The sequence below is a fragment of the Micromonospora chalcea genome, assembly GCF_002926165.1.
GTDB classification, from domain to species: Bacteria; Actinomycetota; Actinomycetes; order Mycobacteriales; family Micromonosporaceae; genus Micromonospora; species Micromonospora chalcea.
The window spans coordinates 1-19,452 of sequence record NZ_MAGP01000129.1 but is presented as its reverse complement, the minus strand read 5'-3'; the positions used below and the strand labels follow the sequence as shown (position 1 = coordinate 19,452).

15 protein-coding genes are annotated in these 19,452 nt (G+C 73.8%); 4 read left to right on the top strand and 11 right to left on the bottom strand.

Annotation, left to right across the window (positions count from 1 at the left end):
* Nucleotides 1-107: 107 nt before the first annotated feature.
* From BAW75_RS20890 to BAW75_RS20880, 3 genes are all read right to left on the bottom strand, one after another.
* The gene (locus BAW75_RS20890) at nucleotides 108-1,772 is read right to left on the bottom strand and encodes a PucR family transcriptional regulator (protein WP_449843714.1); all 1,665 of its coding nucleotides are present in this window, start codon (nucleotides 1,770-1,772) and stop codon (nucleotides 108-110) included.
* A gap of 87 nt (nucleotides 1,773-1,859) precedes the next feature.
* On the bottom strand, nucleotides 1,860-3,311 hold the full coding sequence (gene argG, locus BAW75_RS20885) for an argininosuccinate synthase (RefSeq protein ID WP_064445361.1): 1,452 nt from the start codon (nucleotides 3,309-3,311) through the stop codon (nucleotides 1,860-1,862).
* A 44-nt stretch (nucleotides 3,312-3,355) separates the two neighbouring features.
* A complete protein-coding gene (locus BAW75_RS20880) occupies nucleotides 3,356-4,312 on the bottom strand; it encodes a TrmH family RNA methyltransferase (RefSeq protein ID WP_420915041.1) in 957 nt (318 codons plus the stop codon).
* On the opposite strand from BAW75_RS20880, the gene BAW75_RS20875 reads away from it, so the two are divergent.
* Nucleotides 4,270-6,102 carry a thiamine pyrophosphate-requiring protein gene (locus tag BAW75_RS20875; protein WP_104114614.1) on the top strand — a complete coding sequence of 611 codons (1,833 nt, stop codon included), beginning with the start codon at nucleotides 4,270-4,272 and terminating at the stop codon, nucleotides 6,100-6,102. The genes BAW75_RS20880 and BAW75_RS20875 overlap by 43 nt on opposite strands.
* Nucleotides 6,103-6,106: 4 nt before the next feature.
* Here BAW75_RS20875 and BAW75_RS20870 read toward each other — a convergent pair whose 3' ends face one another.
* The 4 genes from BAW75_RS20870 to BAW75_RS20855 all read right to left on the bottom strand — a co-directional run bounded on the left by BAW75_RS20870 (nucleotide 6,107) and on the right by BAW75_RS20855 (nucleotide 12,504).
* On the bottom strand, nucleotides 6,107-6,667 hold the full coding sequence (locus tag BAW75_RS20870; RefSeq protein WP_104114613.1) for a dihydrofolate reductase family protein: 561 nt from the start codon (nucleotides 6,665-6,667) through the stop codon (nucleotides 6,107-6,109).
* A 106-nt stretch (nucleotides 6,668-6,773) separates the two neighbouring features.
* Nucleotides 6,774-9,926: an AfsR/SARP family transcriptional regulator gene (locus BAW75_RS20865; RefSeq protein ID WP_167435596.1), complete on the bottom strand. Its 3,153-nt coding sequence runs from the start codon at nucleotides 9,924-9,926 to the stop codon at nucleotides 6,774-6,776.
* Between the two features lie 162 nt (nucleotides 9,927-10,088).
* The gene (locus BAW75_RS20860; RefSeq protein ID WP_104114611.1) at nucleotides 10,089-11,396 is read right to left on the bottom strand and encodes a hypothetical protein; all 1,308 of its coding nucleotides are present in this window, start codon (nucleotides 11,394-11,396) and stop codon (nucleotides 10,089-10,091) included.
* Between the two features lie 10 nt (nucleotides 11,397-11,406).
* Nucleotides 11,407-12,504: a TOMM precursor leader peptide-binding protein gene (locus tag BAW75_RS20855; protein WP_051611437.1), complete on the bottom strand. Its 1,098-nt coding sequence runs from the start codon at nucleotides 12,502-12,504 to the stop codon at nucleotides 11,407-11,409.
* A gap of 330 nt (nucleotides 12,505-12,834) precedes the next feature.
* Here BAW75_RS20855 and BAW75_RS33020 point away from each other — a divergent pair, with 330 nt between their 5' ends.
* A complete protein-coding gene (locus BAW75_RS33020; protein WP_244206194.1) occupies nucleotides 12,835-12,975 on the top strand; it encodes a hypothetical protein in 141 nt (46 codons plus the stop codon).
* A gap of 36 nt (nucleotides 12,976-13,011) precedes the next feature.
* A complete protein-coding gene (locus BAW75_RS33015) occupies nucleotides 13,012-13,209 on the top strand; it encodes a hypothetical protein (protein ID WP_244206193.1) in 198 nt (65 codons plus the stop codon).
* 14 nt (nucleotides 13,210-13,223) lie between these two features.
* Here BAW75_RS33015 and BAW75_RS20845 read toward each other — a convergent pair whose 3' ends face one another.
* From BAW75_RS20845 to BAW75_RS20830, 4 genes are all read right to left on the bottom strand, one after another.
* Nucleotides 13,224-15,425, bottom strand: a complete 2,202-nt coding sequence (locus BAW75_RS20845; protein ID WP_244206192.1) for a transglycosylase domain-containing protein — start codon at nucleotides 15,423-15,425, stop codon at nucleotides 13,224-13,226.
* 90 nt (nucleotides 15,426-15,515) lie between these two features.
* The gene (locus BAW75_RS20840; RefSeq protein WP_043329731.1) at nucleotides 15,516-16,319 is read right to left on the bottom strand and encodes a hypothetical protein; all 804 of its coding nucleotides are present in this window, start codon (nucleotides 16,317-16,319) and stop codon (nucleotides 15,516-15,518) included.
* Nucleotides 16,320-16,448: 129 nt separating this feature from the next.
* Nucleotides 16,449-17,555 carry an SPFH domain-containing protein gene (locus tag BAW75_RS20835; RefSeq protein WP_104114609.1) on the bottom strand — a complete coding sequence of 369 codons (1,107 nt, stop codon included), beginning with the start codon at nucleotides 17,553-17,555 and terminating at the stop codon, nucleotides 16,449-16,451.
* 5 nt (nucleotides 17,556-17,560) lie between these two features.
* The gene (locus tag BAW75_RS20830) at nucleotides 17,561-18,034 is read right to left on the bottom strand and encodes an NfeD family protein (RefSeq protein ID WP_104114608.1); all 474 of its coding nucleotides are present in this window, start codon (nucleotides 18,032-18,034) and stop codon (nucleotides 17,561-17,563) included.
* A gap of 98 nt (nucleotides 18,035-18,132) precedes the next feature.
* On the opposite strand from BAW75_RS20830, the gene BAW75_RS20825 reads away from it, so the two are divergent.
* A complete protein-coding gene (locus tag BAW75_RS20825) occupies nucleotides 18,133-19,443 on the top strand; it encodes a serine hydrolase domain-containing protein (protein WP_104114607.1) in 1,311 nt (436 codons plus the stop codon).
* Nucleotides 19,444-19,452: the final 9 nt, after the last annotated feature.

Below are 19,452 nucleotides of genomic sequence, written 5' to 3'. Positions count from 1 at the left end.
ATCTTGGAGTTGTGGCGGCGCGCATAAGCCGCGGTTCTGGGCATCCTGGGCGCCACAAGTCCAAGATCGGCGGGGTCGGCGGGACCGGCGTGACGGCCCGGGGTGGGTCAGGGGGTTCGGATGGCGTCGAGGGCCAGCAGGGCCACGTGCAGGGACAGGCACCTGTCGACCGAGTCCAGGTCGGCGTCGAGGATGCGGCCGATCCGGGCCAACCGCTCGTAGAACGCCGGCCGGGACAGGTGCGCCGCGGCCGCGCCCGCCGACTTGTTCCGCCCCTGCTCCAGGTACGCGCGCAGCGTGCCGAGCAACTGCTCACGCGGGTGCTGGGCGTCGTACGCGAGCAGTGCCCCGAGTTCGCGCTCGACGAACGTCTGCAGCCGGGGCTCGTCGCGCAGCAGGTGCAGCAGACCGGCCAACCCGACGTGCGGCAGCCGGTAGCAGGGCAGGTCTCGGGGGTCCCGCCGCGCCGCCTCGGCGATCTGACGCGCCTCGACGAGTGAGCGGCGCGCCTCGCGCAGACTGCCCACGCCCGAACCGGCCGCCACCACGGTACGGGTGGCCGGAGGGCGGGACGGGGCGGCGTCGAGGCGTACCCGGCGCAACGCCGTGGCGAACGCGGCGAGTGCCTTCTCCTCGTCGGCCGCGTCGGGCAGGGCCAGCAGCGCCCCCACCGCATGGTCGTCGACGGCGCTGGTCAGGGCGGTGAGTTTGGCGTCCCGCACGGCCTGGCCGACCGCCTCGGCGAGGTCACGCAGGCGGGCCGGACCGGCCTCGGGGTCGGCGTCGGCGCCCGGGCCGGCGGCCGGCTCGTCGCCACGGTGCCGGACCACCACGCCGACCAGGTGCCGTCGGTCCAGGACGACGCCCAGCGCCTTGGCGCGCAGCGCCACCTCGTCCACCGGGCGGGAGTGGTCGATGAGCGCGGTCAGCAGCGTACGGTGGATCTGCCGTTCCAGGCCCTCGGCGTCGCGCCGGATCAGCCGCCCCAGGGCCAGCGTGGAGGCGGCCCGCTCGATCAGGATGGTCAGCCGGGTCGGCGGGGTGGACTCGGCGACCGGCCAGCGCAGCAGCAGCCGTCCCCAGTCCTGCCCGCGCGCCCCGACTGTGGTGACGAGCCAGCCGCTGCCCGGGTCGTACGCGGTGCGCCCGGCCGGGCGGATCTGCCGGGAGTGCTGTTCCCAGCCGTCCAGCAGCAGTTCCGCGTTCTCCCCCGCCGGGTCGTACGCGAGCACCTGCCGGGACAGGTTCTCCAGCACCATCGGGCAGCCGGCCAGTTCGGCGGCCTGCCGCAGCACCTCGGCCGGTTCGGCGCCCTCCACCGACAGGTCGGTGAACCGCTGGTGGATCTCCTCGGTGGCGCGCAGCTCGGTGAGCTGGGCGTCCACGATCAGCCCGTGCACCGCCTCGGTGATCCGGACGAACGGGGTGCCCCGGCGCAGCTCGACCAGGGGCAGGCCGCGGCGTTCGGCGGCGGCGGCCATCACCCGGGGCACTCCGGTGAGGTACCGGCGGCCCAGCTCGACCACCAGTCCGGAGGCGCCGACGTCGGCCAGGGTGCCGATGAACTCGCGCAGCCCGGCGTCGTCGGCCGGCAGCCCGATCCCGGTGGTCAGGACCAGTTCCCCGCCGCCGAGCAGGGTGGCGATGTCGGGCACCTCGGCGATGTGCACCCACCGCACCGGCCGGTCCAGCCCGGCGTTCCCGGCGACCAGGCGTGGCGCACCGTGGCGCATCGGCACCAGGTCCAGGACCTCACGCACGGTAGGGAACACGGGCGACACGCTACCCTGCGTCACCGTCGTTGCCGAGGGCCGCACCGGCCGGCTCGCCGGGGAGGACGAGCCGGCCGGGCTGCGGGATCAGTCGACGCCGAACTCCATGGCGGCCCGGTCGAGCGCCTCGTCCTCGGCGGTGGGCACGCCCCGGGAAGCGATGGCCTCGGCGCCGCCCTGCGGCATGGCGCCGATCAGCCCGGTCGAAGCGGCCTGGGCGGCGCCCACGACCCGCTGCGGGTTGCCGCCGCCGACCATGCCGACGGAGGCGTACTGCTCCAGCTTGGCGCGCGAGTCGGCGATGTCGAGGTTGCGCATGGTGAGCTGGCCGATCCGGTCGGCCGGGCCGAACGCCGAGTCCTGGGTGCGCTCCATCGACAGCTTGTCCGGGTGGTAGCTGAACGCCGGGCCGGTGGTGTCGAGGATCGAGTAGTCCTCGCCCCGGCGCAGCCGCAGCGTGACCTCGCCGGTGACCGCCGTGCCGACCCAGCGCTGCAGCGACTCGCGCAGCATCAGCGCCTGCGGGTCCAGCCAGCGGCCCTCGTACATGAGGCGGCCGAGGCGGCGGCCCTCGTTGTGGTAGTTGGCGAGCGTGTCCTCGTTGTGGATGGCGTTGACGAGCCGCTCGTAGGCGGCGTGCAGCAGCGCCATGCCGGGGGCCTCGTAGATGCCCCGGCTCTTGGCCTCGATGATCCGGTTCTCGATCTGGTCGGACATGCCCAGGCCGTGCCGGCCGCCGATGGCGTTGGCCTCCAGCACCAGGTCGACGGCGCTGCCGAACTCCTTGCCGTTGATCGTCACCGGGCGGCCCTGGTCGAAGCCGATGGTGACGTCCTCGGTGGGGATCTCCACGGACGGGTCCCAGAACTTCACGCCCATGATCGGCTCGACCGTCTCGATGCCGGTGTCCAGGTGTTCGAGCGTCTTGGCCTCGTGGGTGGCGCCCCAGATGTTGGCGTCGGTGGAGTACGCCTTCTCGGTGCTGTCCCGGTAGGGCAGGCCGCGCTCCAGCAGCCACTCCGACATCTCGGTGCGGCCGCCCAGCTCGGTGACGAAGTCGGTGTCCAGCCACGGCTTGTAGATCCGCAGCTGCGGGTTGGCCAGCAGGCCGTACCGGTAGAACCGCTCGATGTCGTTGCCCTTGAACGTCGAGCCGTCGCCCCAGATCTGCACGTCGTCGGCGATCATCGCGCGCACCAGCAGCGTGCCGGTCACGGCCCGGCCCAGCGGCGTGGTGTTGAAGTAGGCCCGCCCGCCGGAGCGGATGTGGAAGGCGCCGCAGGTCAGCGCCGCCAGCCCTTCCTCGACCAGGGCGGCGCGGCAGTCGACGAGGCGGGCGACCTCGGCGCCGTAGGTGTGGGCGCGGCCGGGCACCGAGGCGATGTCGGGCTCGTCGTACTGGCCGATGTCGGCGGTGTAGGCGCACGGGATGGCGCCCTTGTCGCGCATCCACGCGACCGCGACCGAGGTGTCGAGGCCGCCGGAGAAGGCGATGCCGACACGTTCGCCGATGGGCAGGGAGGTGAGAACCTTGGACACAAGGAAGATTATGCACGCTGTCGCATGGTCATGCAAGCCGGTCGTCAGAGCGGGTCGTCCCGCCCCAGCTCCCAGAACGCCACCGCCGCCGCGGCGGCCACGTTCAGCGAGTCCACGCCGCGCCGCATCGGGATCACCACCCGCACGTCGCTGGCGGCCTGCGCCGCCGCGGTCAGTCCCGGCCCCTCCGCCCCGAGCAGCAACGCCGCCCGCTCGCGCTGCGCCGGGGTCAGCCGCTGCATCGGTACGGCATCAGGCGCGGGCGTCATCGCGAGCACGGTGAACCCGGCCGCGCGGACCTGGTCCAGCCCGCCGGGCCAGCGCTCGAGCTTCGCGTACGGCACCGCGAACACCTCGCCCATGCTGACCCGTACGCTGCGCCGGTAGAGCGGATCGGCGCAGGTCGGCGACAGCAGCACCGCGTCGACACCGAGCGCTGCGGCGCCCCGGAAGATCGCGCCCAGGTTCGTGTGGTTGTTGACGTCCTCCAGGATCACCACCCGCCGGGCGGCGGCCAGCACCTCGTCGGCCGAGCGCAGCGGCTTGCGGTGGAACGACGCGAGCACGCCCCGGTGCACGTGGAAGCCGGTGGCGCGCTGGAGGACGTCCGGCGTGGCCGCGTACACCGGCGCGTCACCGGTGTCCAGATCGGCGAGCTGGTCCACACGCTTGGCGTCGACCAGGTACGACCGGGCCGGGTAGCCGGCCCGCAGCGCCCGCCGCAGCACCAGCTCCCCCTCGGCGATGAACAGCCCGTGCGGCGGTTCCCAACGGGTACGCAGCTCCACGTCGGTGAGCGCGCGGTAGTCGGCGATCCGGTCGTCGTCGGGGTCGGTGATCTCGTGGACGGGCACGAGGCGATTCTGCCCGGCGCGCCCGGCCGCCCCGGCACGGGCCGGGTTTCCGCCGCCCCGGGCGGGGAACGGAGCCGGAAGGCCGACGCGACGGAGGAACCACGATGGGCGCGGATCACAACGGCAACCTCCCCCGCGACGCCACAGTCGCCGACTACCTGGTGGCCCGGCTCGCCGAGTGGGGCGTGCATCGCTACTACGGCTACCCGGGCGACGGGATCAACGGCATGACCTCGGCGCTGCAACGCGCCGAGGGACACGCCCGGTTCATCCAGGTCCGGCACGAGGAGACCGCCGGTTTCGCGGCCGGCGCGCACGTCAAGTACGGCGGCGGCCCGCTCGGCTGCGTGGTGGTGACCAGCGGCCCGGGCGCGATCCACGCGCTCAACGGCCTCTACGACGCCAAGCTCGACCACCAGCCGGTGGTGGCGCTGCTCGGGCACACCGCGCTGCCCGCCGAGGGCGGCGGCTACTACCAGGAGGTGGACCTGCTCTCGCTCTACAAGGACGTGGCGTCGGCCTTCCTGGCCCAGCTCGATGACCCGTCGCAGGCCCGGCACCTGGTGGACCGGGCCTGCCGCACCGCGCTCGCCCGGCGTACCGTGACCGCCCTGGTCCTCCCCTCCGACGTGCAGGACCTGCCGGCGGTGCCGCACCCGCCGCACGCGCACGGCTACTACCACACCAGCGCGGTGCCGAGCAGCGAGCCGACAGTGCCGCCGGAGGCCGACGTGCGCCGCGCTGCCGAGGTGCTGCGCGGCGGCGAGCGGGTGGCGATGCTGGTCGGGCAGGGCGCGCTCGGCGCCGAGGACGAGGTACGCCGGATCGCCGACCGGCTCGGCGCCGGGGTGGCCACCGCGCTGCTCGGCTTCACCGCCGTCGACCACCGGCAGCCCTGGGTGACCGGCGCGATCGGCCTGCTCGGCAGCCGCCCCAGCTGGCAACTCATGCGCGAGTGCGACCGGCTGCTGATCGTCGGCAGCCAGATGCCGTACTCGGAGTTCTACCCGCCGGAGGGGCAGGCCCGGGCGGTGCAGATCGACATCGACGGCAGCCGGATGGGGCTGCGCTACCCGACCGAGGTGAACCTGACCGGCGACGCCGGACCGACGCTGCGCGCACTGCTCAAGGAGCTGGGCCCGGGGCCGGGCCCGACCGCCTGGCGGGCCACCATCGCCGACGCCACCGGCAAGTGGCGGGCCGCGCAACGCGAGGTCGCCGCGCAGCCCGCCGACCCGGTCAACCCGCAGTCGCTGTTCACCTCGCTCGACGACGCGCTGCCGGACGACGCCGTGCTCGCCGTGGACTGCGGCACCGCCACCGCCTGGTACGCCCGGCACGTGCGCGTGCGCCCCGGCATGCTGGCCAGCCTCTCCGGCACGCTGCTCTCCATGGGCGGCGGCATGCCGTACGCGCTGGCGGCGAAGTTCGCCCACCCGGACCGCCCGGTGATCGCGCTGCTCGGCGACGGCGCGATGCAGATGAACGGCGTCAACGAGCTGATCACTGTGGCGAAGTACTGGCGGGAGTGGGCCGACCCCCGGTTCGTGGTGCTCGTGCTCAACAACCGGGACCTCGCGTTCGTCAGCTGGGAACAGCGCTCCAGCGAGGGCACGCCGATGTTCCCGGACAGCCAGGACCTGCCGGACGTCGCGTACCACAGGTGGGCCGAGGTGCTGGGCCTCGGCGGTGAGCTGGTCGACTCACCCGACCGGGTAGACGGCCTGTGGCAGCGGGTGCTCGACGCGGACCGGCCGGTCGTGGTCAACGCGGTGGTGGACCCGGCCGAGCTGATGCTGCCGCCGCACTTCACCGCCGAGCAGGCCCGCAAGACCGCCGCGGCGGTGCTGCGCGGGGACAGCGACCGGGCCGGCATCGTGCGCCGCGGCGTACCGGCCGCGCTCGCCACGTACCGGCCCCGCCGCCGGGGCCGCTGACCCGTCAGGCCCGCACGTAGCGCAGCAGCACCGACCGCCCGTCGAACTGACGCGTCTCGACCAGCCGCAGGTGCTGGCGGGCCTGGTCGGGCAGCACCTGCCGTCCGCCGCCGAGCACCACCGGGTGCACGATCACCTCGTAGGTGTCGACGAGCCCCAGCGCGGCCAGCGCCGTCGCCGCGCCGGTGCCGCCGGTGACCAGCAGGTCGCCGGGAAACCGCTCGCGGACCTCGGCGAACTCCTTCGCCAGGTCGCCGCCGCCGACCACCACGGCGCCGTGGGGAGCCTCGGCGAGCGTGCGGGAGACCACGATCTTCGGGGTACGCCGCCAGATCGGCGCGAACGCCAGGTCGTGCGGGTGGTCGGAGATCGACTCGACCTGCGGCCAGTAGGAGGCCATCATCTCCCACACCCGCCGCCCGTAGACGAACGCGTCGGCCCGCTCGGCCAGGTCGATCGAGTACGCGGACAGCTCCTCCCCCATCTGCGGCCAGTCGAACTCGCCGTTCGGCCCCTCGATGAAGCCGTCGACCGACGTGTGCACCCCGTAGCTGACAGTGCCCATGATGTGTTCCTCCGCGTTGCGGCGCGTCCCGGTCGGGCGCGCTCGCCGGTGGGTCGGAGCCGTCCGGCCGGATCCGACAACCCGGCCCCGACGACTCCCGGCCAGGTTACGGTCCGGCGAGCCGCCGCTCGATCTGCTCCGCCGTGGCAGTGGCCCCGATCCGGGCCGCCACCGCGTGGGCGCGCCGCCAGACGTCCCGGGCCGCCTCGGCCCCGGTCAGCCGCTCCACCGCCCGGGCCAGGTCCATCAGTGCCTCCATCTGCAGCGGCGGGCTGGCCGTCAGGTCGTCGGCCGCCTGTTCGAGCAGGACCCGCGCCCGCGCCGGCTCGCCGGACATCAGGCTGATCCGTCCCTGGGCGTACCGGGCGTAGGCCAGGTACGCCGCGACCCGCATCTGCCGGGCCTGTTCCAGGGCGGTGTCGGCGTATCCGGCCGCCTCGCCCAGCCGGCCGTGCCCCGCGAGCATCGCGGCGACCTCGCTGAGCAGCGCCACCTCACCGAGCCGGTCACCGTGCCGCCGGACCAGTTCCAGGGCCTCCAGGTACGCCGCCCGGGCCTCGTCCACCGCGCCACGGTGGTCGTGCCAGCGGCCCGACGCGCGCAGGCCGAACGCGAGCGGCCGGGGCGTGCCGGCGGCCCGCAGCAGAGCGACGGCCCGGGCGAGCGTCTCCCCGGCGGCCGGATCGCCTTCCTGGAACTGGAGGACGCCCAGCCGGGCGAGTTTCGGTCCGGCGGCCACCTCGTCACCGGCCTCCTGGTACAGCTCGATGGAGCGGACCAGGCTGGCGCGTGCCGCCGGCCGGTCGCCCAGCCCTTCGTACACCTGGTTCTCGACGCCGGCGATGTCGGCCCGCAGCCAGGGCTGGTCGAGCGGCTCGGCCGCCGCCGCGGCGGCCCGCGCGTAGCCGAGCGCGGCCTCCAGGTCACTGCGTAGCAGGGCCGCGAACGCCACGCAGAGCCGGAGCCGGGCGATCCCCTCCGGGTGCCGCCGGCGCTCGGCGGCCGCCAGCCCGATCTCGGTGACCCGGGTCAGGTCGTCCACCCGGGCATCGACGAACAGGTAGTAGTCGCAGTGCCAGGCCAGCGCCCAGGAGTAGTCCTCCAGGCCGGGCGTCGCGGCGGCCTGCTCGAGGCCGGCGAGCAGGGCGGACCGTTCGGCGCCGAACCAGCGTTTCGGGTCGCGCAGGTGCTCGCCGGTGGGCGCCGGTGACCTCGGCAGGTCGGCGACGATGACGGCGCCGCCCTCCTGGCTCAGCGCCACGCGGGCCTGCTCGGTCAGCGTCAGCCAGGTGCCGAAGACGCGCCGCAGCACCTCCGGCCGCTCCCGCGGCCCCTCCTCCCGCGCGGCGCGCTCCCGGGCGAAGGCGCGGACCAGATCGTGCAGGTGATAGCGGACCTGGCCCAGCTCGTCCGGCCCGGTCACCTCGACCAGGTTGGCCTCGACCAGACCGGTGACCGCGTTCGCCGCGCCCGCCTCGTCGTCGAGCAGGACGGCGGGCAGCCACGGCGGGGCCCGGTCGAGGTCCAGCACCGCGAGCCGGCGCAGCAGCCGGCGGGCCGGCGCGTCCAGCGCCACGTACGCCGAGTGGAACGCCGCCCGTACGCTGCGGTCGGCGCGGGTGAGATGGTCCAGCCGGTGCGAGAGTTCGGCGAGCTGCGCCGCCGCCTGCCGCAGCGACAGCACGCCGGGTATCGCCAGCCGGGCGCCCGCGATCCGTACCGCCAGCGGCAGCAGCCCGCAGTGGTGGACGACGTCCGACGCGGAGCCGGGCTCGGCGGCGACGCGGTCCGCGCCGATGATGCCGGCCAGCAGCCGCAGCGCGTCCGCCTCGGGCAGCGGGTCCAGCCGCAGCTGGTGGGCGCCGTCGACGTCGACGAGCGCGCGCCGGCTCGTGACCAGCACGACGGTGTCCGTCCCGGGCAGCAGGGGGCGCACCTGCGCCGCGTCGGCCGCGTTGTCCAGCAGCACCAGACCGGGCCGCTCGGCCATCGCCCCCCGGAACAGCGCGGCGCGTTCCTCCAGCTCCGCCGGGATCTGGGCGCCCGGCACGCCGAGCGCCCGCAGGAACCGCCCGAGCACCTCGACCGGGGGCGCCGGATGGTCGTGCCCGTTCAGGTCCACGTAGAGGTGCGGACCGGGGTACGCCGGGCCGAGCTGGTGGGCGATCCGGACCGCGAGGGTGGTCTTGCCGACGCCGGGCAGGCCGCTGATCGCCGGCCCGGCGACCGCCGGCCGCTCCGGAAGCCACTCCAGGACCGCCGCGATCTGCTCCTCCCGGCCGACGAAGTCGGTGAGGCCGGCCGGAAGCATCCGGACCGGCGGACGTACCGCCCCGTCCGGTCCGGCGGCACCGTGTTGTGCGGCGCCTCCGTGCTGTGCGGCGCCTCCGTGCTGTGCGGCGCCTCCGTGCTGTGCGGCGATTCCGTGCTGTGCGGCGGCGGCCGGGCGCGGTCCGGCGGCGGGCGGGCGGTCCGGCGGCGCGACGACCGGGCCCGCGTCGGGCGACGACCGGAGGCTGGGGTCGTTGCGCAGGATCAGGTCGCGCAGCCGGATCAGCTGGGCCGTGGGGTCGATGCCGAGCTCCTCGGCCAGGCGGCGGCGCAACTGGTCGAACCGGTCCAGCGCCTCGCCCTGCCGGTCCGCCAGGTAGAGGGCCCGCATGAGCTGACCCACGAGCGACTCCCGCCACGGGTACGCCTCGACCAGCTCGGTGAGCCGGCCGATCACGCTGTCGTACCGGCCGAGGCCCAACTCCAGGCCGAGGCAGCGCTCGACCACTGTCATCCGCCGCTCGTCGAGACGCTGCGCCGCCGCGGTGAGCGCCGGCGTACGCAGGCCGTCGAGCGCCGGACCGCGCCACATCGCCAGCGCCTCGCGCAGCCCGGACACAACCTCCTCCGGGGCGCCGCCCCGGTCGAGGAGCCCTTCCGCCCGGCGTACCCGTTCCTCGAAGACGTCCAGATCGAGCTGACCGTCGGCGACGGTGAGCAGATATCCGGAGCCGTGGGTGCCGATCACGTCGCCGGGCAGACCGGCGGCGCGCAGCGCCCGTCGCGCCGCCGCGACCCGGTTGCGGACCTGGACGTCCGCGCTCGCCGGCGGATGGCCGCCCCAGGCCGCGTCCATGAGACGGGACACCGGGACGATCCGGTTGGCTTCCAGCAGCAACGCGGCGAGCATGGCCTGACTGCGGGGGCCACCGACGCGGACCGTCCGATCGTCGAGGCACACCTCGACCGGGCCGAGCAGCCGAAACATGACCGCCGGCACCATTCGCTCCCCCCGAAGCGCGCGGACCCGGGCGACCACGTCAAGATCGCCCTCCGGCCCCACCCTAGACGAGTTCGCGCGAGGCCAGGGGGTGACGCGTACCAGCGGTGACCGGGGGGACACACCACTGTGTCCGGTCGTCGTCGGTGGTCAGCCGATCGGGTCCGGCGCGGCGTGCGGCGCTTGACCGGACGTGGCCCGCGCCCGGCGCCGCCGGGAGTGACGGCGGTAGAACGTGACCAGGAACATCGCCTGGAGCGTGCCCTCGACGAGCAGGACGAGCGCGCCGTCCACGGCCGCGAGCAGGCTTCCGCCGGTTGCGCCGGCCAGCACGGCCGAGCCGGCCTGGATCGCGCCGTGCGCGACGATCGGGATTCCGAACAGGACGAAGCTGGACAACGCGACGGCGCTGCCCGCCACCACCGCCAGCGCGTAGATCCGTACCGCGCGCCGCTCGTGCGGCGGCAGGACGGCGGTGGGGTCCCCGGCCGACGGTGTCACCCGGCCGGGAAGCGCCGCGTGCAGACCCCGGCGCAGCAGGTGCCGGGCGTACGCGAAGCCGTCCTGGAACAGGTTGCGGCACCGCAGCAGGTCCAGCAGGACGAAGTAGCAGTCGGTACGCATGTAGACGTGCAGTTGCAGCGCCATCGACATGACGATCACCAGAACGACGGCGGACAGCAGGCCGCCGACCAGCGGATGCGGCCGGGCGTACGCCATCACCAGCAGCGCGGCGCACACCACGGCGGAATCCCAGAGCAGGCCGCTGAGGTAGACGCGGTACCGGTGGCGGCGCGGCACCGACCAGATCGCCGTCACGTCGGTCTCCAGGACCAGATGGTGCAGCCGGGTGGCGAACCGGATCCGGGCCGGCGCATCCAGCGAACGGGCCGCCACCAGGTGACTGAACTCGTGCAGCACCGCCGTCCCGGAGAACAGCACGGTGTTCACGAGCACGGCGAGACCGACGTAGCCGGTCCAGAAGAAGTCCCGGTACGACGGCAGCAGCTCGGGACGGCGTACCACTGTGGCCAGCGTCGCCGCGACCAGCGCGACGTAGGCCACCTTCGCCGCGGGGCCGAACAGCCAGCGCACGTGCCGGGCCCGCAGCCAGGGCAGGTGCGGCCGGTCCTCGCGGCGGGGTCCGCGGGCGGGCCGGCCGTCGACCTCGGCCACCAGGCCCGCCTCCCGCAGCGCGAGCACCAGGTCCACGAGGTCGAGCTCCACGTCGTGGTCGGCGGCGATCCGTTCCTCGGCCACGCCGATCGGCGCTCCGCCGTCGAGCAGCTCGACGGCGCGGACGCCGATCATCGGCAACTCCACGAACTCGCCGACCTCCGGCCGGCCCACCACCACCGAGTCCGGGTCGTCGTCGGACGGCCGGATCCGCAGCGGGTGGAACCGTACCCGCGTCGCGGCGCCCAGATCCGGCGCCGCCTCGGGCCCGGTGGTCGTCATCGCCCGGTCCTCACGCGCCGCGCGGACCGCACGAGGGGCAGTCCGGGTCCCGCGGCACGTCGATGAAGTAGTGGTGGTCCCAACGCGCGGCGTTCTGGTGGAAGACCCGCCCGGCGACCTGCTGGGGCAGCCCGCCGAGGTGGTAGAGCACCTCCAGCGCGCAGAGGTGACCGGTCACGTTCGCGGTGGCGGCGATCACCGCGTTCGGTCGTTCCCCGCCGCGCAGCGGCGTGCCGTCGGTCTGGATCTCGTGCTTGTCCGGCCGCCGCCGCAGGCAGGTGTAGCACCCGGTGCGGCCCGGGAGGAACGAGCCGACGACCGTCATCGGCCCGGTGTAGAGCGCCATGAACCACGGCGTGCCGGTACGCAGCGCCGCCTCGTTCGTCCAGTCCTGGATCTGGTCGACGGGCCGGTCCGCGCAGAGGACGAAGACGTCCCGCCCGTTCATCAGCGGCACCAGGTCGTCGGCGGAGCGGACCCGGCACTCCTCCCCGGTCACGTCGACGTGCGAGTTCATCGCCCGCAGCCGGTCCACGGCGACCTTCACCTTCGGCTGGCCGAGGTCGCTCTCGGTGTAGAGCAGCTGGCGGGTCAGGTTCGGCTGGTCGATCACGTCGAAGTCGGCGCAGTGCAGGCCGCCGACGCCGCTGGCGACGAGTCCGGCCGCGACCGCCGTGCCGGTGCCGCCGAGACCGAGTACGGAGACCCGCGCCCGCCCGATACGCGCCTGCACCTCGAAGGGCGAGCTGCGGGGCTGGGTGTCGATCCAGGCGTAGAAGTGCCGGGCCCGGTCGTAGCGCTGCGCGGCCTCCGCGGTGAACCCGTCGGGCAGCGGGGCCGCCGCGTCCTCGACGAAGCCCTGCGCGATGAGCTGGTCCACCACCTCGCGGACGCTGCCCTCGTCGATGCCCGGGTGCGTCTCGGCGAGGTCCGCGCAGACCTCCCACACGTACCGGGTGCCGTCCAGCAACGTCAGGATGCGGGCGATCGTGCCGTCCTCGTCGTCCTGGATCTCCGACGCGACGCCGTACTGCATCAGACCGATGATCAGCCGGTTCCCCGGCAGCGTGTAGGGCTCGTGGACACTCTTGACGCGCGGCTTGAGCATGGGACCGCAACCTCACTAACGCTCGGCGGAAGAGGGGAAGCGGCACCCCGGCCGCCGCGGTAGGTGGCGGCGACCGGGGTGCCGGCGCGGATCAGGCGCCGTTGCTCTCGCGGATGACGGTGGTCTCCAGCCGCTCCAGCTTGCGGACCTTCAGCGAGAGCTTCTTCTTGCCGGCCTGCTCGATCGTGGCCTTCTCCATGGACGCCTCCTCGATTCGGGTACGCCTTCCGTGGTGCCGGAAGGCGAGCCCAAGCCTGTCGCCCGGCGTCACCGGTCGATCACAAGTCGATCATCAGCGGCCGTTGATGATCGCCGCCACCATCCGGGTGCGTGGCCCGACCTGTGATGATCGCGTTGCTCGGCGTCGACGGCTCCGGCAGGACCAACCAGGCGAAGGCGCTGGCCGAGCGGCTGCGCCGGCGAGGTGTCCGGGCGCGGTACTTCGAGAACGCCGGTGGGAGGCCACTGTGAAACCGGCTGGCCCGGGCGCTCGGCCGGGCCGACGGGTTGGCGCTGTTCGGCCGTACCGTCCATCCGGCGCTGGAGGCAACCGTGCGCGCGGCGGCGATGGCCCGGACCGTGGCGGTGGCCCGCCTGACCGGCCGGGTGGCGGTGCTGGACCGGTGGACCTGGTGCCAGGACGTGATCAAGGCGGCCCGGGGCGACCGGAGACGGCGGGTGGCCGCGCGCCGGGGGCGGCGTTAAGAAGGGGCCCTTCCTTACCCGCGGTCGCGCAGCCAGCGCAGCACGCTGGAGGGCAGCTCGCGGTCCTCGCGCTGCTCGCGGCGGTCCGGCTCGGTCCGCCGGGGCGGCTGCGGACGCTGCGGGTCGCCGACCAGCGCCCGGCTCGGCGCGGTGAAGTCGGCCACCGGCTTGCCGGTGACCGCTGTCCTGATGGTCCGCGCGACCGCGTCGATCACCTTCGCCTGCACGGCGGAGCCGACCAGGTCGGTGACGTCGTCCGGGTTGGCGGCGATGCCGGCCACGGCGACCTGCGGGGTGTACCCGACGAACGTCTCCGTGGCGTTCCGCTCCGAGCTGCCGGTCTTGCCGGCGACCGGGCGGCCGACGATCGAGTCGACGGCGGTGGCGGTGCCGCCGTTGCACTGCCCGAACGCCGACTGCTGGCCGACCGGGCAGCGGGCCGCGTCGGTGGCGGCCCGGGCCACGTCCGGGTCGAGGACCCGCTTGCACTCCGGTTGTCCCACGTCGACGGTCCCGCCGTCGGGCGTGGTCACCGAGACCACCGGCAGCGGCGTGCAGTACGTGCCCTCGGCGGCCACCGTCGCGTACGCGTTTGCCAGGTCGAGCGGGGTGGTGGCGGCCACGCCGAGCGTGAACGCGCCCCAGTCGGCGGCGTGGTCGCGGGCGAACGTGGCGTCGGAGTCGGCCCGGAAGGTGATGCCGAGGCGCTGCGCCATCTCCACCACCTTGTCCTCGCCGACCTGCTCGGCCAGCCAGACGAAGTACGTGTTGACGGAGCGGCCGAAGCCGTCCCACATCATCCGGTAGCCGTCCATCCACTGCGGGTTGGCGTTCGCCGGGCACCAGGTGCCGTCGCAGTTGCCCTCGTCGTCCGAGGCGTACCGGGTGGGCAGCCGGCTCGGGGCGTCGAAGCCGGTGGACAGCGGCTTGCCGGCCTCCAGCGCCGCCAGCATCGTGAACATCTTGAACGTCGAGCCGGCCTGGTAGCCGTCGACGCTGGCGCCGCCGGAGATCAGCGGGTTGACCGTGTTCGGGTGGTTGGCCTGCCCGTCCGGGTTGGCGTCGAGGCTGTAGTGCCGGTTCACCGCCATGGCGAGCACCCGGCCGGTGCCGGGCTCGACCGCCGCGATCGGCAGCGCGCGCTTGTTGCCGTACCCGTAGACCTTGGTGGCCTGCTCCTGCGCGGTCTCCTGGATCTTCGCATCCAGCGTGGTGACGACCCGGTAGCCGCCCCGGCGCAGCGCCTGCTCGCGCTCCTCGGGGGTGGCGCCGAACGCGGGCTGGGTGAGCCACCAGCGGCGCAGGTAGTCGCAGAAGAAGCCCCAGTCGTCGTGCCCCTGGGCGGTGGCGGTGCAGCCGTTGGGCTGGGCGGTCGGGCGCAGCGTGGGCGCCTGCGCCTTCGCCGCAGCGGCCTGCTGGGCGGTGATCGCGCCGGTCTCGGCCATCGCCTGCAGCACGGACGCCCGGCGGTCCAGCGCCTGGTCCAGGTCGCCGTCGATCGGGCTGTACGCCTCCGGCGACTGGACCAGGCCGGCCAGCAGCGCCGCCTCGCCCAGCGTCAGGTCGGCCGGGGCCTTGCCGAAGTAGCGCTGGCTGGCGGCGGCGACGCCGTACGCGCCGGAGCCGAAGTACGCGATGTTGAGGTAGCGGTTGAGGATCTCGTCCTTGGACAGCGACTGCTCCAGCGCGTTCGCGTACCGGATCTCCTGGAGCTTGCGCCCGACGGTCTGCTCGGTGGCGGCCTGCCGCTCCGCCGGCGTGCGGTTCGGGTCGGTCTTGAGCACGTTGCGGACGTACTGCATGGTCAGCGTGGAGCCGCCCTGCTCGGTGCCGCCGCCCTTGACGTTCGCCACCAGCGCCCGGGCGATGCCGCGCAGGTCCGCGCCGCCGTGCGAGTAGAACCGCCGGTCCTCGGCCGCGATGATCGCCTGCCGCATCACCGGGGCGATCTCGTCCAGCGACACGTCGGTGCGGTTCACGTCGTAGAACGTGGTGATCAGCGTCTTGCCGTCGTTGGCGTAGAGGTAGGAGCGCTGCGGCTGGGCCGGGGTGCGCAGCGCGTCGGGCAGGTCCGCGTACGCGCCGAGCGCCGCCCGGGCGGCGAACCCGCCGAGCAGTCCGGCGGGAAGCGCGGCGACCGCGAGGACGAGCCCGGCGAGCAGGCCGGCCAGCAGCACGGTGAACAGCCGCGACAGCGGCGACCTGGGTGACGGCATGAAGGCAAGGATTGCCACGAAAGCCGCCTACCGGCCACCTCGCCAGGCAACTGTCAGTTACTTCACGGCAACCGCCCAGCTCCGAACCGGTCAGCCCGCCCCGAGTGGGCCCTTCGGTGACGCGGGCGGCACGGGTGCGGCGGCGACGCTGGCGGCCGCCGCGTCCCGGGCGATCGTCTCGGGCACCAGGCGGCCGCTGCGGTAGCCGATGCCGATGCCGGCGACCAGCACGAAGATCGCGCCGAACGTCTGCAGCGAGCCGATCAGCGCGCCGCCCAGGCCGAGCAGCGGGGCGGCGATCATCAGCATGGTCCCGTCGCCGTAGGAGAACATCCCGGACCGGGCCACCGACCAGCCGGTCAGGAACCAGCCCACGCTGTAGAGCGTGGCGCCGAACAGCACGATGCCGCGCGCGGTCACGCCGAACACGGGCGTCTGCTCGGCCAGCCCGGCGAACGGCAGCATCAGCACCATCCCGCCGATGCTGGCGAGCAGCCCGGCCAGCGCGACGCGGCGGCAGCGGGTGGCGGCGAGCAGGCCGGTGAGCGCGAGCAGGGCGAGCAGCCCGAGCCACACCGAGGCGACCCAGCCGACCAGGTAGAGCGGCCGGCCGTCGGCCGGGTACGGGTCGTTGCCCACCCCGCCGTCGCTGGCCATCGCCACCAGGCCGTAGAGCACCGCGTACGCGGGCAGCAGCCAGACCGCCGCGCGGGCGAACCGGCGGATCGACCAGGCCCAGGTCGCGTCGGTGGCGGGCGCGCCGGGGCCGGGCTCGGAGACGAACGGCAGGACCCCGAACCCCCCTCCGGTACGCCGGGAGCCGATCGGCCCGGCGGGGTCGTGCGCGCCGGGGACCGGGGTACGGGAGAACAGCCGGTTCGCCGGGTCCTTCATGGGTCACCTCGTTCGCGCCGCGGGTGGCCCGGGACACGCAACGGCGCTCCGGCCCTGCTCACCACCCGTCCTCAAGACCGATGGTGGCAGTCGCCGGAGCGCCGTATGAGGACTTTTCGGATTTGCCGGTCAGCCCCGCTCGCGCTGGTCCGCCGGGTCGTTCACCAGGCTGGCCGGCGACACCGGCTCCGGCGCGGGCAGACCCTGCGGGGTGTTGCCGCCGGTGGCCTGCGCCTCGGCCACCCGTACCTCGTTGTGGATCTCCTGGGCCGCGACGGCCGCGGCCACGGCGGCCTCGGCGGCCTCCCGCTCGACCTCGCCGGCGCTGCGGGCGGCCTCCGGCGACGGCACGTCGCCGGCCATGTTCGCCAGCCCGCCCAGCGCGCCGCCCATGCCCTCCAGGGCCTTGGTCAGCTCGGTCGGGACGATCCAGACCTTGTTGGCAGTGCCGTTGGCGATCTGCGGCAGCGCCTGGAGGTACTGGTAGGCCAGCACCTTCTGGCTCGGGTTGGCGGTGTGGATCGCGTCGAAGACGGTACGGATCGCCTTGGCCTGGCCCTCCGCCTGGAGGATCCGGGCCTGCCGGTCACCGTCGGCGCGCAGCACCGCGGCCTGCTTCTCACCCTCGGCGGTGAGGATCTGCGACTGCTTGTGGCCCTCGGCGTTGAGGATCGCGGCACGGCGGTCCCGCTCGGCGCGCATCTGCTTCTCCATCGAGTCGCGGATGCTCGGCGGCGGCTCGATCGCCTTGATTTCGACCCGGGTCACCTTGATGCCCCAGCGGCCGGTGGTCTCGTCCAGCACGCCGGACAGGTGCCGGTTGATCTCCTCGCGGCTGGTCAGCGCGCGCTCCAGGTCCAGCGAGCCGATCACGTTACGCAGCGTGGTGACGGTGAGCTGCTCGATGGCCTGGAGGAAGTTGGAGATCTCGTAGGTGGCGCGAACCGAGTCGACCACCTTGAAGTAGAGGACCGTGTCGATCGAGACGACCAGGTTGTCGGAGGTGATCACCGGCTGGGGCGGGAAGCTGACCACCTGCTCACGCATGTCGACCTTGGTGCGTACCGCGTCGACGAACGGCACCAGCAGGTTCAGGCCCGGGTTCAGCGTGCGCTTGTACCGGCCCAGCCGCTCCACCACGTCCTGCCGCTGCTGCGGCACGATCCGCACCGCCTTGAACAGCGTCACCACACCGATCAACGCCACCGCGATCATCAGGATCGCCAGAAACTCCATACCGTTCACCTTTTCGCTTCGGGCAGCTCGCCCGGGGGAGAAATGTCGTCCTGCCACACCAGGGCGGTAGCGCCCCGGACCTTGATCACCTGCACCCGCTCACCCTCGGCGTACGAGCGCGTCGCGTCGTACGAGCGGGCCGTCCACAGCTCACCATCGATCTTGATCATCCCGCGCTCGGAGTCGACCGGCTCCAGGACCACAGCGGTGGCCCCCTCCAGCGCCTCCACCCCGAACGGCTGCTCCCCGGTCTCGATCGCCGGCCGCGCGTGCCGCCGGACCACCGGACGGACCACCGCCACCGACAACGCCGACACCACCGCGAAGATCACCGCCTGCAGCGCCACCGGCGCACCGAGCGCCGCGGCGCCGGCCGCGGCGAACGCCCCGACCCCGAACATGATCAGGAAGAGCGTCGTCGTAAAGATCTCGGCGACCGCCAATACCACACCCAGAACGATCCAGAACACGGCGTCCACGAGAACAATCCTGACACGTCAACGCACGTGTCATCGAACTGTCATGATCGCTAGGCTCGGCTCGGCGTACCGCGCCCACCGCCGACGAGGAGGACGAGATGCCCCCGCTGCCCGAGACCGCGCGTCAGGTGGACCTGTTGGTCGCCCGGGCCCAAGCCGAGGGGCGGGGCCCCTCACTCGCTCTCGGCGTGGTCCGCGACGGCCGGCTGGCGCACCTCGCCGTCGCCGGTGAGACGCCCCGCCCCGACGCCGACCTGCAGTACCGGATCGGCTCGATCACCAAGACGATGACCGCGGTGCTGGTGATGCAGCAGCGCGACGCCGGCCGGCTGTCACTGGACGACCCGCTGGACGCCCACCTGCCCGGCACCCCGGTCGGCTCGGTGACGGTGCGCCAGCTCCTCGGCCACGTCAGCGGCCTGCAACGCGAGCCGGACGGTGACTGGTGGGAGCGGGTCGGGGGCACGGACCTGGACACACTGCTCGCCGGGCTGACGCCGGACAAGATCGCCTACCCGCCGCAATTCGTCTACCACTACTCGAACCTGGCGTACGGGCTGCTCGGCGCCGCGCTGGAACGGATCACCGGCACGCCCTGGGCGGAGCTGCTGACCGAGCGGCTGCTGGCCCCGCTGGGCATGCGCCGCACCACGTACCACCCCACCGAGCCGTACGCCCGCGGCTACGTCGTCCACCCCTGGCACGAGACGCTGCGGGAGGAGCCACGCACCGACACCGCGGCGATGGCGCCGGCCGGCCAGCTCTGGTCGACGGTCGAGGACCTGGGCCGCTGGGCCACGTTCCTGGCCGACCCGGACCCGGCGCTGCTCTCCCCCGCCACGCTCACCGAGATGTGCGCCCCCATGGTCATCAACGACCTCGACTCGTGGACCGGCGGGCACGGCCTCGGCATCGAGCTCTACCGGGTCGGCGACCGCGTGTACGCCGGGCACGGCGGATCCATGCCCGGGTACGTCGCCGGCCTGGCCGTGCACCGGCCCACCCGAACCGCCGTGGTCAACTTCGCCAACTCGTACGGGCTGCGCGGCCACCACATCGGCGCGCTCGGCCGGGAGGCGCTCACGCTGGTGCTGGACGCCGAACCGGCCGCGCCCGCCCCCTGGCGCCCGGCCGACCCGCCCGCCGCCGACGTGGCCGCGCTGACCGGGCGCTGGTGGTGGATGGGCGGCGAGTACGAGTTCCGCGTCGACGCCGCCGGTGACCTGGTCGGCGGCCAGGTGGGCAGGCCGCAGCTGCGCTTCACCCCCGAGGGACCGGACCGGTGGCGGGGCCGCGCAGGCTCCCAGGACGGCGAGATCCTGACGGTGATCCGCGACGAATCAGGCACCCCGGTAGCCCTGGACATAGCCACCTTCGTCCTGACCCGAACCCCCGACGAGCTCCCGTAACTCCCGCCC

Excerpts from the sequence above, each read along its gene's own strand:
- BAW75_RS20875 (WP_104114614.1), top strand. The coding sequence starts at position 4,270 with ATGGGCGCGGATCACAACGGCAACCTCCCCCGCGACGCCACAGTCGCC.
- BAW75_RS20870 (WP_104114613.1), bottom strand. The coding sequence starts at position 6,667 with ATGGGCACTGTCAGCTACGGGGTGCACACGTCGGTCGACGGCTTCATC.
- BAW75_RS20865 (WP_167435596.1), bottom strand. The coding sequence starts at position 9,926 with ATGTTTCGGCTGCTCGGCCCGGTCGAGGTGTGCCTCGACGATCGGACG.
- BAW75_RS20860 (WP_104114611.1), bottom strand. The coding sequence starts at position 11,396 with ATGACGACCACCGGGCCCGAGGCGGCGCCGGATCTGGGCGCCGCGACG.
- BAW75_RS20855 (WP_051611437.1), bottom strand. The coding sequence starts at position 12,504 with ATGCTCAAGCCGCGCGTCAAGAGTGTCCACGAGCCCTACACGCTGCCG.
- BAW75_RS20845 (WP_244206192.1), bottom strand. The coding sequence starts at position 15,425 with ATGCCGTCACCCAGGTCGCCGCTGTCGCGGCTGTTCACCGTGCTGCTG.
- BAW75_RS20840 (WP_043329731.1), bottom strand. The coding sequence starts at position 16,319 with ATGAAGGACCCGGCGAACCGGCTGTTCTCCCGTACCCCGGTCCCCGGC.
- BAW75_RS20835 (WP_104114609.1), bottom strand. The coding sequence starts at position 17,555 with ATGGAGTTTCTGGCGATCCTGATGATCGCGGTGGCGTTGATCGGTGTG.
- BAW75_RS20825 (WP_104114607.1), top strand. The coding sequence starts at position 18,133 with ATGCCCCCGCTGCCCGAGACCGCGCGTCAGGTGGACCTGTTGGTCGCC.